The organism is Solidesulfovibrio fructosivorans JJ] (genome assembly GCF_000179555.1).
GTDB classification, from domain to species: domain Bacteria; phylum Desulfobacterota; class Desulfovibrionia; order Desulfovibrionales; family Desulfovibrionaceae; genus Solidesulfovibrio; species Solidesulfovibrio fructosivorans.
The window spans coordinates 38656-54416 of sequence record NZ_AECZ01000026.1 but is presented as its reverse complement, the minus strand read 5'-3'; the positions used below and the strand labels follow the sequence as shown (position 1 = coordinate 54416).

Here is a 15761-nt window from a genome sequence, read left to right as displayed (position 1 = left end):
CCCTCCCCAAAAACTTTCAAAAGGGGCTGTGGGCCGCGGTCCATCTCTATCGCTGCCCGTCAAAGCCGATGAAAGTTTTTGAAGAGGGTCCAGGGGGAAACTTTTTTCAAAAAGTTTCCCCCTGGCCGCCGGAGGCATCTCCCCATCCCTCTTCAGATCTCAAGCGGCAGGCGCACGAAAAAGGTGGTGCCGGCGTCGTCGTCGCTGGCGAAGCCGACCTCGCCGCCGAGGTATTTCTCCGCGAAAAGCTTCATGCCGTAAGTGCCCAGTCCCCGGCCGGTTCCCTTGGTGGAAAAGGCACGGCGGAAAATCTGCGCCCGGGCCTCCTCAGGCACGACACCGGGGTTGTGCACCCAGAAGCGCACATGTCCGTCGTCCAGGTCGCAACCGGCCGTGATCGTGTCGCCGGGGCCGGACGCTTCCAGGGCGTTTTTCTGCATGTTGACCAGGATGCGGGCGAGGAGCTTGCGGTCCGTGGCGAAAAAGGCGTCGGAGCTGTCCTTGGCCACGACGAGGGTTTTGCCCCGGGCGGAGGTTTCCCGCCGCATGAAGGCGACGATGTCGTTTAAAAGGGAGAGCGTCCCGAGCTTGCTCACCGTGACTTCGTAGTCCCCGTGCTCGGCCTGGGTGAAGTCTCGCTGGGACACGATGAGGTCGTTAATGCGCTCGGTGGCGAACAGCAGCAGGTCCAGCTCGGCATTGCGGGCGCCTTCCTCCTCTTCGCGCATGATCTCGCAGATGCCCTGCATGCCGGAGACGATGTTCAGGATGTCGTGGTAGAAGATGCGCTCGATAAGCGACAGGCGTTTCTCGGCCCGCGTATCGGTCAGGATGATGGCGTGGAACATTTCCCCGTTGTAGGGCAGCCCCCAGGCCCAGAGCCGGAAGTCCAGGGTCTCCAGGCGCTTGCCGCCATGCCGGGCCAGGGAGCATTCGCCCTGAACCGTATCGGCGCCGGCCAGCAGTTTGCCCATCGACCGGGCCACGCCGCAGCTGCGGCAGGTTTCGCTCGTGCCGCAGCCGCCGATCTCGATGTTCGCGCCCAGACAGGAGAGCGCCTCGCCCAGGCGCTGGCCGAGCACATCCTTGTTCGGACAATCCAGGGAAGCCAGTTCCCGGAATTTTTCATTGGAATAGATGATCTGCCGCGTATCGTTGCACACGGCCACGCCCAACGGCAGGCGGTTGAGCACGCCGGCCGCCGGGCTCGAGGCGAAAATCTGCGCCTGGCGGCCGATTTTTGTTATGGACGTGCGCTGGGCCGGTAAAAACGGAACAACTCCGGCGTTCACAGAACTACCTCCGCGCGGATATCCCGCCCGGTCCGCATACCGCATGGCGCACTGCTCCCGCAAGTCCTCAGGCCATGGCCGCATTCCCCGCCAGCGCGGCCAGGATCGGGGCGCCGGGATCGCCCAGCCGGGCGGCGAAAATCTCCGGCAATCCGGCCAGTTCCGCCAGCAGCCGGGACAGGCGTCCGTCGTCGGTTACGGCCACGACCAACCGCGTCGTTCCGTCGGGACGGGGCAGGCAGGCCAGCCCCAGCAGGGGATAGGCCCGCCTGGCCAGACAGGCGGCCACATGGCGCACGGCGGCCATGGGATCATGGGCGGCCAACTCCAGCACGGCGTGGCCGCTTTCGGGACCTCTCGCGTCAATTGGCGTCGGCATGGCTTCCCTCCAGAATCATTTCGCTGTTGGCGGCGCCGGGGGGCACCATGGGGTACACGTGGGCGTCGGGATCGACCGGGACGCGGATGAGTGCCGGTCCCTGCGCGGCCAGGGCGGCGGCCAAAGCGCCGCGTCCATCGCGGCAGCGTGCCATGTCGAGGCTCGCCATGCCGAACCCGGCGGCCAGGGCCGCGAAATCCGGCCGGGCGGAAAAGGTCGTGGCCGTGTAGCGCCCCTCTACGAAAAAGGCCTGCTGCTGGCGCACGAGCCCGAGCACGCCGTTGTCCATGAGCAGGATTTTGACCGGCAACCCCAGCTCCACCAGCGTGGCCATCTCCTGGATGTTCATGAGCAGCCCGCCGTCGCCGGTGACGCACACCACCGGCGTGCCCGGTTCGGCCAGCGCCGCGCCGATGGCCGAGGGCAGCCCGAAGCCCATGGTGCCGAGCCCGCCCGAGGTGAGGAACCGTCCCGGCCGCGAGCACGGCCAGACCTGGGCCGCGCGCATCTGGTTCTGGCCCACGTCGGTGGTCACGATGGCCTCGGGGCCGAGGATGTCGGCCACCGCCGCCAGCACGCCGTACGGGCTTTTGGGATCGCCGAGGGCCGGCAGGGAAAAGGGATGCAGCTCGCGCAGCACCGCCCGGTGCGCCGACCAGTCCGGCCGCGCCCGGGACGGCACCAGGGGCAGGAGCGCATCGAGAATCCTGGCCGCGTCCCCGGCCAGGGCGACATGGGCGCGCCTGTTCTTGTGGTGTTCGGCCGGGTCGATGTCGATGTGCACTACGGCCGCGTCCGGACAGAACCGCTTGGCGTCGCCCGTGGCCCGGTCGTCGAAACGCGCGCCGATGGCCACGAGCAGGTCGCAGTCGGTGAGCAGATGATTGGAGGCCGGCCGGCCGTGCATGCCGATCATGCCCGCGTTTCGCGGATGGTCGACCGGCAGCAGGCCAAGGGCCATCAGCGTGGTCACCACCGGCGCGTCGAGCGCCTCGGCCAGGGCGGTCACGGCCTCGCCCGCGCCGCACCGGGCCGCGCCGCCGCCGCAGTAGAGCACCGGCCGCCGGCTCGCCGCCATGAGCGCCGCCGCCTTGGCCAGCTCGGTCGTGTGCGGCATGGCCTGGGCATCGGCATGCCCCGTCTCGGGCCAGGCGTCGAACCGGACCAGTTCGGTCTGCACGTCCCGGGGCACGTCGATCACCACCGGACCGGGCCGGCCCGAGGCGGCGATGTGAAAGGCGTCGGCCATGAGCCTTGGCAGATCGGCCGCCCGGCGCACCAGCATGTTGTGCTTGGCGATGGGGATCGTCAGGCCGTACACGTCCACTTCCTGAAAGGCGTCCGTGCCGATAAGCCCGCGCGAAACCTGCCCCGTGATGCACACCAGCGGCACGGAGTCGGCCTTGGCGTCGGCAATGGCGGTCAGCACGTTCATCGCCCCCGGCCCCGACGTGGCCAGACACACCTGGGTCGTGCCCGAGACCCGGGCCATGCCCTGGGCGATGAACCCCGCGCCCTGTTCATGGCGCGCCAGCACGATGCGCACCGGCGTTTCGGCGATGGCGTCGAACATCGGCAGATTGGCTCCGCCCGGGATGCCCGACACCACGGTGATGCCATGCCGCACGAGACTTTCCGCAATGATGCGCGCTCCGGTCATCTCAATCATCTTGGGCCTCCTTGGGCCCCAACGACGCGCGGCGGAAAACGCAAAAAGCCCCCGCCGGCGCGCCGGCGGGGGCTGGATAAGCTTCGAATTGCTGTAAAAGAATCCCCGCTAAGGCGCCGTTATAACGACGCCTACTACGACCGCGCTGGTCCGGAAGGACTCGGGTAGCATGCGGGAATTCGTCGTAGTCATGGCAGGGTTTTCTCCGTCAGTTTGGTTATCCTTACCCCGGCTTCCCCCGGCCCGTCAAGCCCCGGGGCAGGCAGGGGAGGCTTTGCCTCCCCTGCACCCCTCCATCGGGGGGCTTGATGCCCCCCGAACCCCCCTTTACCGGGTAGGTCTGGTGGATGGGGGAGAGCGGGGGGCAGCGCCCCAGCCTGAGCCTATATTACACCATGTAGCGCAGATAATAGCCGCAGGTGGGGTAGGCCCAGATGGCGTCGGCCAGGGCCTTGGCCGGCAGGTTGTTGCGCATGGCCAGGGCGATGGCGTTGATGATTTCCTCGGCGTCGTGGCCGAGGATGTGCGCGCCGAGGATCCGGCCGGTGTCCGGGGCGGTGAGGATCTTGGAATAGCCGACGGTTTCGCCCAGGCGCTTCCAGGGGAAGGCGTCGGCCAGGTCGTATTCCTTTTTCTCGTAGGGGATGTCGCGGGCCCGGCACTGGGCTTCGGTCAGGCCGGCCATGCCGAGCGGCGGCTGGGTGAAGAGCACGCTCGGGGTGCCGCGGCGGTCGATGGGCAGGGTATTGCCGGTGAGCATGTTGTGCCCGGCGGTCTTGCTTTCGAGGTCGGCGGTGGGGGTGAGCGCGTAGGGCGCGTCCAGGCAGTCGCCGGCGGCGTAGATGTCGGGATTGGCGGTCTGGAGGTACGGGCTGACGGTGATGCCGCGCTTGGTGTGGGTGACGCCTGCGGCTTCGAGGTCGAGGTCGTCGATGGCGGCGGGGCGGCCGGCGGCGTTGACCGCCATGTCGCAGGTGAGACTGGCGCCCGGAGCCTCGATGCGCAGGCCCTCGGGGCTTTGGGTAATGGAGGAGACCGGGGCGTTTAAGCGCGCGTCGATGCCCAGGGCGCGGGTCGCATCCACGAGGCGGGAAACGGCGTCCTGGTCGAAGTTGCGCAGGAAGGCGTCGCCGTGGGTGATGATGGCGACCTCTTTCCCGCCGCAGAATTTGGCGATGTGGGCCAGTTCGAAGGCGATGAAGCCGCCGCCGATAAAGGCCAGGCATTTGGGCAGGGCGTCGCGGTCGAGGAAGGTGTCGCTGGTGTCGAGCCGGTCGCTGCCGGGAAAGTCGAAACGCCGGGGCCGCGCGCCCACGGCGATGAGAATTTTCTTGCCCGTGTATTCCGTTGCGTCCACTGCTATGGTGTTGCTGCCGGTGAAGACGCCGCGCCCCCGGATGATGTCGATGCCGGCCTGGGCATAGGATTTTTCGATGCTGGCGTCGATGGGGCTTGTGAAACCGCGTTTGAAGGCCATAAGCGCCTGCCAGTCGACGGCGGGCTCGCCGGACAGGCCTTTGCCGGCCAGATGGCGGGCGGCGGAGACGGCCTCGACGGCGGCCATGAGCACTTTTTTGGGGTTGCAGCCGGTATGCGGGCAGACCCCGCCGAGCGGTCCGGATTCGATGATGGCCACGGACCAGCCGGCTTCCCGGCAGCGACGCGCCGCCGGGTGGCAGGCCGGTCCCGCGCCGAGCACGAGCAGGTCGTATGTTCGCGTCATGATGGCTTCCTTTGCCGGGCGGGCGGCCCGGCCTTTGGCTTAAAGTGGGATCAGGCTAGCATGGATCGGGCGGCGAAGACAGGGGCGCGCGTGAAAAGCGGCGGCCCGGGCGGAGGCGAAGATGGGAGCGCGATACGACTATGATCTGGCGGTTCTTGGCGGCGGCGCGGCGGGACTGACGGTCGCGGCCGGGGCGGCAAGGCTTGGGGTCAAGGTTCTGCTGGTCGAGCGTGAGGGCCGGCTTGGCGGCGACTGTCTGCATTTCGGCTGCGTGCCGAGCAAGACGCTCATCGCCACGGCCAGGGCCCGGCGGATGATGGCCCGGGCCGGGGAATTCGGCCTGCCCGAGGTCGCCTTGCCGCCGGTGGATTTCGCCCTGGTGCGCCGGCGCATCGAGGCCGTGATCGCGGCGATCCAGCAACACGATTCGCCGGAGCGTTTTCGCGGGCTCGGGGCCGAGGTCCGTTTCGGGGAGGCCCGGTTTCTGGACGATCATGTCCTGGAGATCGACGGCGGGCGCGTAAGCGCCGCCCGGATCGTCGTCGCCACCGGATCGCGGGCCGCCGTGCCGGATATCCCGGGACTGGCCGAAGCCGGGTTTCTCACCAACCGGGAGATCTTTTCGCTGGAGCGCCTGCCGGAGCGGCTGGTGATCCTCGGCGGCGGGCCGATCGCCGTGGAGATGGGGCAGGCTTTTTTTCGCCTGGGGAGCAAGGTTACGCTGGTGCAGCGCAGCGCCCGGATACTCACCCGGGAGGATGCGGACCTGGCGACGGTGGTCCAGGCGCGCCTCGCCGCCGAGGGCCTGGATTTGCGCCTTGGGGCCAAAGTCGTGTCCGTGACCCCGGGCGCGCCGAAAACCGTCACCCTCGAGCGGGACGGGCGGCGCGAGGCCGTCGCGGCCACGGATATCCTCGTGGCCATGGGCCGCGCCCCGAACCTCGAAGGGCTTGGGCTTGACGCGGCCGGGGTTGTCCATACAAAAAAAGGCCTTGTGCTCGACGCCCGGTTGCGCTCCAGCCGGTCGCATATTTTCGGGGCCGGCGATGTCACGGGGGAGCACCTTTTCACGCACGCCGCCGGCTACGAGGGCGGGGTGGTGGTCGCGGGCGCGGTGTTTCGGCTGCCCAAAAAGGCCGAGTACCGGCTGTTGCCGCGCTGCGTGTACGCCGAGCCGGAGCTGGCCGTGGTCGGCGCGACCGAGGACGGGGCCCGAAAGGCCGGCCTTGCGGTCACGACGATTACCGAGCCCTTTTCCGGCAACGACCGGGCCAGGGCCGAGGGCGAAACCGAGGGGCTGGTCAAGATCGTGCTCGGGGACAAGGGGCGGCCGCTTGGCGTCGGCATCGTCGGTCCGGACGCCGGAGAGCTTGCCGGCGAATGGGTGGCGGCGCTGGCCGGAAAAGTGGGGCTCGGCACGCTTTCCGGCGCGGTCCACCCCTATCCGACCCTGGCCGAGACGAGTAAACGGGCGGCCGGGCGCGGGCTCGAGGCGAAACTTTTTTCGCCCGTCGTGCGGCGGGTATTGCGTCTTTTTTTCGGTTATCGGGGAAAGCGGTAACCATTTCGGATGATTGACGGACAAATTTATCTGGCGGCGGGCGGCGGACGCCTGGCCGCGGGGGAGTGGCGCGATGACGGAGGGGAGCGAGGCGGTGCGGCTTGTCATGGTGCTCAAGGGCTATCCGCGTCTGTCCGAGACGTTTATTTCCAACGAGATACTGCTGCTTGAGGCCAAGGGCTTCAAGGTGCGCATCGTGTCCATGCGCGATCCGCGCGAGGCCGCGCGCCATGCCTCGATCTACCGCATCAAGGCCGATGTGGTGTATCTGCCGGAATACATCCGGCCGGCGCTCGGGGAGCTTCTCTACGAGAATTTCCGGGCCGCCCTGGCCGCGCCGCGCGGCTACCTGCGCGCCTTTGGCCTCATGGTCCGGCATCTGGCCCGGACGCGCCGCTCGGCCACGGTCAAGCACCTGCTCCAGGCCGGGTTTCTCTGCCGCCGGGCGCTGACCCCGGGCGAACCCGCCCACCTGCACGCCCATTTCGCCCATTCGCCCACTTCGGTCGCGGTTTATGCCGGGCTCATAAGCGGCCTGCCCGTGAGCTTCACCGGCCACGCCAAGGACGTCTGGACCCAGGAGCCGGGCAAGCTGGCCGAAAAAATCGGCCGGGCCGCCTTCGTCGTCACCTGCACCAAGGCCAACGCCGCCTATCTGCGCCGGCTTTCGCCAAACGGCACGCCGGTCTACGACGTCTACCACGGCATCGACCTGTCGCTTTTCCACGGTCCGGAAAAACGCCCCGATCCGGCCCCGCCGTATCGCATCCTGACCGTGGCCAGACTGACGGCCAAAAAAGGTCTGGACACGGTCCTTGCCGCCCTGGGCCGTCTGGCCGGAGAGGGGATGGACTTCACCTACGACCTCGTGGGAGAGGGCGAGGACCGGGAAGCCCTGCAAGCGCGGGCCCGGGCCCTTGGCATCGCGGACCGGGTGAATTTTTGCGGGGCGATGCCCCACGAGGCGGTGCTGGCGCTCTACCGGAAAGCCGACGTGTTTGTCCTCGGCTGCCGCGTGCTTAAAAACGGCGACCGCGACGGCGTGCCAAACGTCATCGTCGAGGCCATGGCCATGGGAGTGCCGGTTGCGGCCACCAACGTCTCGGCCCTGCCGGAGCTGGCGCAAGACGGCGAGACGGCCCTGGCCTGTCCGCCCGACGATCCGGCGGCGCTGGCGGCCAATATCCGGCGCTTGCTCGCCGACGCGGAGCTTCGCGCGCGCCTGACCGACGCGGCCAGGGCCGCCGTGGCCCGCGATTTCGACAACGCGGCCAACATCGAACGGCTGGCGGCCATCTTCGCCCGCCATGCCGGAGGCAAGGTCCCGTCGCCTGTTGCCGGACCGGGCGGGGCCGCGTGAACGTCGCCCTGTACGCGCCCTTCAAGCCCCTGGATCATCCCGATCCCTCAGGCGATCGGACCATCGGCCGCGAGCTGGCCGCCGCCCTGGAAGCGGGGGGAATCACGATCGTGACCCCGAGCCGGTTTCGCACCCGCTGGTTTTCCACGCGGCCGCTTTTGTGGTTGAAGGCCCTGGCCGCGCGCCGCGCCGCCCTGGAAGCGGCCAGTCTGGCCCGGGTCAAGGTCTGGCTCACTTTCCACACCTACTACAAGTCGCCGGATATCCTCGGCCCCTACGTCGCCCGGGAGCTCGGCATTCCCTACGTCGTTTTCCAGGGCGTCTATTCCACCAAGACCCAGCGCAGGCTCAAGACCCGCCTTGGCTACGAGCTCAACCGCCGGGCGCTTCTGGCCGCCCGGCTGGTGGTCACCAACCGTCGGCTCGATTACGCCAACCTGGCCCGGCTGTTGCCCAAAAACAGGCTCGCCTATGTGCGCCCAGGCATCCGGCCCGACGCCTTCGCTTTCGACGCCGAGGCCCGGCGGGAACTGCGCCGGGAGTGGGACGTGGGCGACGCGCCGATCATCGTCACTGCGGCCATGTTTCGCGACGACGTGAAGACCAAGAGTCTTGTCTATCTTTTTCTGCGCCTGGGCGAGCTGGCCCGGGAGGGAACGCCTTTTTTCCTGGTGATCGCCGGCGACGGAGTCATGCGGGACAAGCTGATGGCCCTGGCCCGGCGCGAGCTGCCCGACCGCCATCTGTTTTTGGGCCGCGTCGACCGGGAGGACATGGGGGCGCTTTTCGGCGCGGGGGATATCTTCGCTTTTCCCGGCATTCGGGAATCCCTCGGCATGGTCTACCTGGAGGCCCAGGCCGCCGGGCTGCCGGTGGTGGCCCTGGCCGACGGCGGCGTGCCGGAAGTGGTGGCGAACGGCCGCACGGGATTGCTCACCCCTCCCGGCGACGACGCGGCCTATCGCCGGGCCCTGTGCGAGCTGCTCACGGACAGGCAGCTCCGCCGGGACATGGGCGAGGCGGCCGAGGCATACGTGCGCGAGAAGCACGACCGGGACCGCAATTACGGCGTGATGGCCCGGGTGCTGCGCCGGCTGGCCGGCGAGGGTTGAAAATGCTTCTGGCCGAAATCAAAACATTTATGGTATGATATATAATAAAATGTTTGTTATATAGGAATTATTATTCCTTACATACGCCTTGCGGCCTAAGCGGTGCGCGTCGACAAGGCCGGAGCCTGTCATGGCCAATCTCTGCGAAACGCCGCTGCGTGATTTACCCCCCGCAACGCCCCTGACGTTCGGTCTCTGGACCTCGGCCGGCCAGGCCGCCCGCACGTTGCTCGACGCCGGAGCCGGTGAAGCCCTCGTCCTCGACGGCGGCCGGCCGCTTGGCGTGGTCACCACGCGCGGGCTGGCCCGGGTGCTCGTCCAGACCCCGGACACGGCCGCCCATCTGGCCGTGCGCGACCTCATGGACCCTGTGGCCGTTTCTCTGGACACCGATTATCTGCCGGCCGCCCTGCGCCACCTGCTCGCCGCGCCGTCGCGGCGGCTGGCGGTGGTGGACGCCAAGGGCCGGGCCGTGGGGATTCTGGCTCCGTTCCATGTGACCCGCTTGTGCGGGCAGATCGGCGAGTTTCCCGGACGCACCGTGGCCAGCGCCATGGCCCGGGCGGTGGTGACGGCGGCGGTGGGCGAGACCTTGCCGTCGGTTCTGGCCCGCATGATCCGCACCGGCGTGGGCGGGGTGGTGGTGGCCGAGGCGGACAGGCCGCGCGGCGCGTTTACGACCCGCGACGCCGTGGCGCTTCTGGCCGGCGGACGCGATATCGCCAATTGCCGCGTGGAAGCGGTCATGCGCGCCCCGGTGGTGGCCATCTCGCCGCAGCTGCCGCTCACCGAGGCCGTCTCCGGCATGGACGGGGCCGGGGCGGGGAGGCTGGCCGTCACTGACGCCGCCGGTTACCTGCTCGGGCTTTTGACCTGGACCGACGTGGCCCAGGTCGTCTCCGAGCTTTTGTCGGCGGCCGAGGGCGCGGCGTTTCGCAAGCGGGCGGAACAATACCGGGACCTCTACGACAATGCCGCCCAGGGGCTTTTTCGCCTGGACACGGCCGGCCGTCCCCTGGCCGTCAACACGACCCTGGCCCGGCTCTTCGGCTGCCGCGACGCGAACGATTGCCTGCGTCAGGCCCGCACCGACGAACACCTTGTGCGTCTGGACATCCCTCAGCGCCGGGAACTGCTCGTGCGCGCCCTGGGACAGGCCGATCCTGTTTTTTTCGAAACGCATTTCTACCATCATGACGGCAGTATGGCGCGCATCAAATGTTATGTGCGCGCCCAGCGCGACGCGCTCGGCAGCCCGGTGTGCCTGGAGGGGGCCTGCGCCGATTTCTCCGCCTTGCCGCCGCCGGAGAACGCCGCCGGCGAAAACGGCTACCGCTCCATCGTCGAGCACATCACCGAACTGATCTGCCGCATCGACGCCGCCGGACGGCTGCTGTTCGTCAACACGGCCTTTGCCCGCTACTGGGGCAAGACGGCCGAGGCGTGCGTGGCCGAGAATTTCCGCTCGCCCATGCCGGACGAGGACGCGGACCTGGTGGCAAGGCGCCTGGCCGCCATATCCCCCGTCCGGCCGACCACCGGCTTCGAGCATCGGGTGCTGCGCCCGGACGGCCGCATACGCTGGCAACGCTGGATTTATCGGGCCATGTTCGACGAGGCGGGAACGCTCTGCGAATACCAGGCCGTGGGCCGCGACGTCACGGCGCGCAAGCTGGCCGAGGAGCGCCTGCGCGCCGAGCACGCCAGGGCCCGCAATATGCTCGAGGCCTTGCCCCTGGCGGTGTTTTTCAAGGATGTCGAGCGGCGCTTCACGGGGTGCAACCAGGCTTTCGAGACCCAAAGCGGCATTGCGCGCGAGCGCCTTGTCGGCGGCACCCTCGACGATTTTCTCGGCGAGGCCGATGCCCGGCCGTATCATGCGATCGACCGGGAACTGCTGGCCAAGGGAGGGCGGCAGGTCTACGAGGCCGTGCTGCCGACGCCGGCCGGCGCGCGCCACATGATCGTCCACAAGGGGCTTCTCCACGATGCCGGAGGCGCTGTTGCCGGCATCATCGGCGCGGCCATCGACATCACCGAGCGCAAACTGGCCGATCGGGCGGCCGTTCAAGTCCGCGACGCCCTGGAGGCCGAGGCGCTGCGTCTGCGCCAACGCATGGCCGGGGCGATCGAGGCCCGGGAACAGGCCGAGTCCCGGCTGCGTCGGGAACGGCGTTTTCTGGATACGGTGCTTTCCGGCATCCAGGACGGCATCTGCGTGCTCACGCCCGACCTGACCGTCACCTCGTCCAACAAGGCCATGCGGGCGCTCTACGCCGAACGGGGGGAGATGGTCGGGCGCAAGTGCTTCGACCTGTTTCACGGCCGGGGCATGCCCTGCAACGATTGTCCCTCCTTGCGGGCCCTGGCCACGAGCAAACTGGCCATAAGCCTCGTGCCCAAGATCGAGTCGGGCAGCGCTTCGGGCTGGGTGGAGCTTTTTTGTTACCCGCTCTTCGATGACGACGGCGTGGTGTCGGGGGTGGTCGAGATCGTGCGCGACATCACCGCCGGCAAGCGGCTCGAGGCGGAACTGGCCGACGCGCTGGAACGGGCCGAGGGGGCCAGCCAGGCCAAAGGCGCGTTTCTGGCCAACATGAGCCACGAGATCCGCACGCCGCTCAATGCCGTGCTGGGCTATGTCCAGCTCATGCTGGCCGACCGCCTGGAACCCCGGCAGCGCGAACGCCTGACCGTGGTCGAGGAGTCCGCCGGCACCCTGCTTTCCATCATCAACGACATCCTCGACTATTCCAAGATCGAGGCCGGCCGCATGGAACTCAAGGCCGAGCCTTTTGATCTCGTGCGCGGCCTGGAGGGCGTGCTCAAGGAGCAGGAGGTCCTGGCCAAGGCCAAGGGGCTCGACCTTGTCCTCGACATCGCGGAAAACGTGCCCGGGGCCGTACGCGGCGACGGGTTGCGGCTGCGCCAGGTGCTGCGCAATCTGGTCAACAACGCCGTCAAGTACACGGATAAGGGGGGCGTGCGGCTTGGCGTCGCCATTGCCGACGCGCCGTGCGCCGCTTCCGGCGGGGAGGGCGGCCGGCTGTGGCTGCGCTTTACCGTGGCCGACACCGGAATCGGCATCCCCTACGAGCAGCAGGAAACGATTTTCGACAGCTTCACCCAAATCGACGGCGGCCTGACCAAGCGCCAGGCCGGCACCGGACTGGGGCTGGCCATCTGCCGCCGGCTGGCCGGGCTCATGGGCGGGACGATATCGCTCGAAAGCACCCCTGGCCAGGGCAGCGCGTTCCGGCTGGAATGTCCCTTCGATGCGGCCCGCGTCGAACCGGCATCCGTTGCGGACACGCCGGCCGGGCCCCGGTCCGACGACTTGCCGCCGCTTTCCATCCTTTTGGTCGAGGACAACCGGGTCAACCGGGTGTTCGCCTCGGACCTCCTGGAAAACAGGGGCCATACCGTCGCCGTGGCCGAGAACGGCCGGGCCGCCCTGGACTATCTGGCCGCGCATCAGGTCGACGTGGTGCTCATGGACATCCAGATGCCGGTCATGGACGGTCTTGCCGCCACCCGGGCCATCCGGGCCGGGCATCCGCCCATCGACCCGGATCTGCCGGTCATCGGGCTGTCGGCCTATGCCATGGACCAGGAGCGCGAACGTTTTTTGGCGGCGGGACTCGACGACTACATCATCAAGCCCATCGACGTGGGAGCCTTTTTCGCGGTCGTGCGCGACGTGCTGACCCGGCGCGGCCGCATGCCCTCCGGGGTGGGCCGTATCGAGGACGGGGACAGGCAAATCCTCGACAGGCAGGGGCTCATGCGGCAGTACCGCACCAAGACGCGGCTTTTGTCCCGGGTGGGGCGGGCGTTCGTGTCTTCGGTGCCGGAGCAGCTTGCGAACATGGAGGCGGCTCTTCGCGCCGGGGACATGCCGGTCTGCGAACGGGTGGCCCACACGCTCAAGGGCAATGCGGCCATGTTCGGGGCGGCGACCATGCGCGCCCTGGCGGCCGAAGCGGAGATCGTCGCCGCCGCCGGCGATGCCGACAAGTTTGTCGCCTTGGCTCCGGCCCTGGTCGCCGCCTGCCAGGCGGTGGTCGCCGGTATGGACGATTTCCTGCGGGGGCTTGCCCCATAATCGGGGTGCGCTCTTAGGGATTTTGGGGCATACCGGGCGCAACGCATCACGGAGGGGGCGTTTCCATGGCTCGAACCGTCTTTTATCTTTTACGCCACGCCGAGACGCTGTGGAACCGCGACAAGCGCATCCAGGGGCAATGGGACAGCGAATTGCACCCGGAAGGGCACGCCGCGGCCGAAGCCCTGGCGCCGCGCCTTTCGGGGCTCGGCCTGTCCCGCATCCTCGTCAGCGACCTGGGCCGGGCCAAGTCCACGGCCGGCATTTTCAACCTGCGCCTGCGCCTGCCGGTGACCCTTGACCGCCGGTTGCGTGAACAGCATTTTGGCGACTGGATGGGCAAGTACTGGCGCGACATCCCCGAGGCCGACAAATGCGCCGCCGAGGCGGCGGGCTGGGATTTCCGTCCCCCCGGCGGCGAGTCGCGAAGCGACGTGCGCCAGCGCGCCGAGCACGCCCTGATCGACGCCGCCCGGGCCAATGCCGGGCGCGCGGTCCTGGTCGTCACCCACCAGGGCGTCATCAAGGCCATCCTGTACCATCTGCTCGGCCGGAACTATACGCCGGACGAACCGCCGGCGTTCGACCTGTCCCGGTTGCAGCGCCTGGTCTGCCAGGACGGCGTGCTGTCCATCGACGCCCTGGACGTGGTCCCGCCCGAGGAAGTCCCCGCCCCGGACATTGCGTGAAAATCGCCCTGTACTGCCAGCATGTGCTCGGCATGGGGCATCTCATGCGCACCCTGGAGATCGTCGCCGCCCTGGAAGGGCATGAGCGGCTGTGCATCCTCGGCGGGCCCGACGCCCCGGTCGGCCTGCCGCAGGACGTTGCCGTCGTGCGGCTGCCGGCCCTGTCCATGGACGAGGAATTTTCCGCGCTGTCCCTGGACGGGGAGGCTTTGGAAACGGCCAAGAAGACCCGGGCCGCCATGCTGCTCGATGCCCTGACCGCCTTTGCACCGGACGTCTTTTTCGTCGAACTCTATCCTTTTGGCCGCAAGGCCTTCGAATTCGAGCTCGTGCCCGCCCTGGCCGCCATCCGTGCCGGCGCGTACGGCCCCTGCCGGGTCGTTTGCGGCGTGCGCGACATTTTGGTCGAGAAAAAGGACCAGGCCGGCTACGAGGCCCGGGTCCTGGACCGGTTGGAGCGCTTTTTCGACGCGGTGTGCGTCCATGGCGACCCGGCGCTTTTTCCGCTGTCGGCCACGTTTTCCCGGGCCGCGGATATTCCCGTGCCCGTGGCCTACACGGGCTACGTGGCTCCCGCGCCGCAGGCGGCCGTCGACGGGGGGGCCGTGCGCCGGGCGCTTGGCGTGAAAAAGGGGAAGGGGCTTTTGGTCGCAAGCGCGGGAGGGGGCAAGGTCGGCTCCGAGCTTTTGGCCGCCACCCTGGCCGCCTGCCGCGAGCGGGCGCGTCTTACGGAATTGGCGGTGCGGGTCTTTGCCGGGCCGTATTGCCCGGACGACGCGTACCGGGCGCTCGGGGACGCGGCGGCGAGCCTGCCGGACGCCGGAGTGGCGCGTTTTGCCGACAATTTTGCCGACATTTTGAAGATTGCCGATGTCTCGGTGAGTCTGGCCGGGTACAACACGGTCATGGCGCTTCTGGCCGCCCGCGCCCGGGCGTTGGTGTACCCCTTCGACCAGAATCGCGAGCAGCGTCTGCGGGCCGGCCGCCTGGAGGAAATGGGTCTTTTGGGCTTGGTTGCGCCGGAGGATCTCGTCCCGGACCGTCTGGCCGACCGGATCGTCGCCGCTCTGGACGCGCCCCGGCCGCCCCGGGCCGCTGTCGATCTCGACGGCGCGCGGCGCACGGCCGCGTTGCTGGTCACGCCTTCCGTTTGACGAAGACCGCATCCCCGGACACGATCCGGCCGTCCGCGTCCCGCGCGAAATCGTAGAGCCCGTCGCAGGCGAATCCGTATTCCGTCAGGAAAGCCTCAAGTTCGGGCAAAAGCGCCTGTCCGGCGTAGAGCGGCACCAGCGCCGTCTCGGCCACCACCACCGACACGCCCGGCAAAAGTCCGGTCGCCCCGCGAAGCGCCGGCAACTCGTAGCCCTGCAAGTCCAGCTTGATGACGTCGGCGGCCGCGGCCACGGCGTCGAGCCGCGCCACCGGCACGTCCACCGTCTCCGTCACCGTGAGCGTCTGGTCGGCATATTTGTCGCGGATTCCCGTGGGCGGGAGGAGCGAGGACAGCGTGGGGCGGTTCATGACCGAAAGGGTGCGCGTCTGCGCCGCATCGCCGAGAGCCACGGCCCGGACCGTCACCCGGGCGTCGCCGGCAAAGCGCTTGGCCAGCTTGCGCGCCAGACGCGGCTGGGGCTCCACGGCCAACACGCGCGCCCGGGGCAGGGCCGTAAGCAGCCGCTCCACGACATTGCCCTTGTTGGCCCCGCCGTCGACAATGACAGGGGCTTCCGGCAACGCCAGCTCCAAAAGACGATCGATCCAGCTCTCCCGCATGAATGGGCATTCCTTTGGGAAGAAAGACAGTGCGAGAGGGGAAACCCTTTAAAAAGGGTTGTCCCCTCTCGCGCTCTCCCTTTCCAAAATTTTAT

The 15761-nt window shown here is 68.3% G+C and carries 11 protein-coding genes; 6 read left to right on the top strand and 5 right to left on the bottom strand.

Features of this window, described 5'->3' with window-relative positions; genetic code table 11:
- Nucleotides 1-152: 152 nt before the first annotated feature.
- The 4 genes from DESFRDRAFT_RS15775 to DESFRDRAFT_RS15760 all read right to left on the bottom strand — a co-directional run bounded on the left by DESFRDRAFT_RS15775 (nucleotide 153) and on the right by DESFRDRAFT_RS15760 (nucleotide 5063).
- The gene (locus tag DESFRDRAFT_RS15775; RefSeq protein ID WP_043795014.1) at nucleotides 153-1292 is read right to left on the bottom strand and encodes a PAS domain-containing sensor histidine kinase; all 1140 of its coding nucleotides are present in this window, start codon (nucleotides 1290-1292) and stop codon (nucleotides 153-155) included.
- Nucleotides 1293-1359: 67 nt separating this feature from the next.
- Entirely contained in the window at nucleotides 1360-1671 is a 312-nt protein-coding gene (locus tag DESFRDRAFT_RS15770; RefSeq protein ID WP_005995559.1) for an ACT domain-containing protein, read from the bottom strand.
- A complete protein-coding gene (gene ilvB / locus DESFRDRAFT_RS15765; protein WP_005995557.1) occupies nucleotides 1655-3340 on the bottom strand; it encodes a biosynthetic-type acetolactate synthase large subunit in 1686 nt (561 codons plus the stop codon). The genes DESFRDRAFT_RS15770 and ilvB overlap by 17 nt, the downstream gene beginning before the upstream one ends.
- Before the next feature lie 388 nt (nucleotides 3341-3728).
- The gene (locus DESFRDRAFT_RS15760) at nucleotides 3729-5063 is read right to left on the bottom strand and encodes a dihydrolipoyl dehydrogenase family protein (protein WP_005995555.1); all 1335 of its coding nucleotides are present in this window, start codon (nucleotides 5061-5063) and stop codon (nucleotides 3729-3731) included.
- A 121-nt stretch (nucleotides 5064-5184) separates the two neighbouring features.
- Between DESFRDRAFT_RS15760 and DESFRDRAFT_RS15755 the strand changes: the two genes are divergently transcribed.
- From DESFRDRAFT_RS15755 to DESFRDRAFT_RS15730, 6 genes are all read left to right on the top strand, one after another.
- Nucleotides 5185-6624, top strand: coding sequence for a dihydrolipoyl dehydrogenase family protein (locus tag DESFRDRAFT_RS15755; RefSeq protein WP_005995553.1), 1440 nt, complete (start codon nucleotides 5185-5187; stop codon nucleotides 6622-6624).
- 73 nt (nucleotides 6625-6697) lie between these two features.
- On the top strand, nucleotides 6698-7984 hold the full coding sequence (locus DESFRDRAFT_RS15750; RefSeq protein WP_005995551.1) for a glycosyltransferase family 4 protein: 1287 nt from the start codon (nucleotides 6698-6700) through the stop codon (nucleotides 7982-7984).
- Nucleotides 7981-9096 carry a glycosyltransferase family 4 protein gene (locus tag DESFRDRAFT_RS15745; protein WP_005995550.1) on the top strand — a complete coding sequence of 372 codons (1116 nt, stop codon included), beginning with the start codon at nucleotides 7981-7983 and terminating at the stop codon, nucleotides 9094-9096. Before DESFRDRAFT_RS15750 ends, DESFRDRAFT_RS15745 begins: the two co-directional genes overlap by 4 nt.
- A 130-nt stretch (nucleotides 9097-9226) precedes the next feature.
- A complete protein-coding gene (locus DESFRDRAFT_RS15740; protein WP_005995549.1) occupies nucleotides 9227-13201 on the top strand; it encodes a PAS domain-containing protein in 3975 nt (1324 codons plus the stop codon).
- A gap of 65 nt (nucleotides 13202-13266) precedes the next feature.
- Nucleotides 13267-13890 carry a histidine phosphatase family protein gene (locus tag DESFRDRAFT_RS15735; RefSeq protein WP_005995548.1) on the top strand — a complete coding sequence of 208 codons (624 nt, stop codon included), beginning with the start codon at nucleotides 13267-13269 and terminating at the stop codon, nucleotides 13888-13890.
- Entirely contained in the window at nucleotides 13887-15044 is a 1158-nt protein-coding gene (locus tag DESFRDRAFT_RS15730) for a glycosyltransferase family protein (protein WP_005995547.1), read from the top strand. The genes DESFRDRAFT_RS15735 and DESFRDRAFT_RS15730 overlap by 4 nt, the downstream gene beginning before the upstream one ends.
- On the opposite strand, the gene DESFRDRAFT_RS15725 is transcribed toward DESFRDRAFT_RS15730, so the two are convergent.
- A complete protein-coding gene (locus DESFRDRAFT_RS15725) occupies nucleotides 15028-15666 on the bottom strand; it encodes an FkbM family methyltransferase (protein WP_005995546.1) in 639 nt (212 codons plus the stop codon). The genes DESFRDRAFT_RS15730 and DESFRDRAFT_RS15725 overlap by 17 nt on opposite strands.
- Between the last annotated feature and the right edge of the window lie 95 nt (nucleotides 15667-15761).

Excerpts from the sequence above, each read along its gene's own strand:
- DESFRDRAFT_RS15735 (WP_005995548.1), top strand. The coding sequence starts at position 13,267 with ATGGCTCGAACCGTCTTTTATCTTTTACGCCACGCCGAGACGCTGTGG.
- DESFRDRAFT_RS15770 (WP_005995559.1), bottom strand. The coding sequence starts at position 1,671 with ATGCCGACGCCAATTGACGCGAGAGGTCCCGAAAGCGGCCACGCCGTG.
- DESFRDRAFT_RS15750 (WP_005995551.1), top strand. The coding sequence starts at position 6,698 with ATGACGGAGGGGAGCGAGGCGGTGCGGCTTGTCATGGTGCTCAAGGGC.
- DESFRDRAFT_RS15740 (WP_005995549.1), top strand. The coding sequence starts at position 9,227 with ATGGCCAATCTCTGCGAAACGCCGCTGCGTGATTTACCCCCCGCAACG.
- DESFRDRAFT_RS15760 (WP_005995555.1), bottom strand. The coding sequence starts at position 5,063 with ATGACGCGAACATACGACCTGCTCGTGCTCGGCGCGGGACCGGCCTGC.
- ilvB (WP_005995557.1), bottom strand. The coding sequence starts at position 3,340 with ATGATTGAGATGACCGGAGCGCGCATCATTGCGGAAAGTCTCGTGCGG.
- DESFRDRAFT_RS15725 (WP_005995546.1), bottom strand. The coding sequence starts at position 15,666 with ATGCGGGAGAGCTGGATCGATCGTCTTTTGGAGCTGGCGTTGCCGGAA.
- DESFRDRAFT_RS15755 (WP_005995553.1), top strand. The coding sequence starts at position 5,185 with ATGGGAGCGCGATACGACTATGATCTGGCGGTTCTTGGCGGCGGCGCG.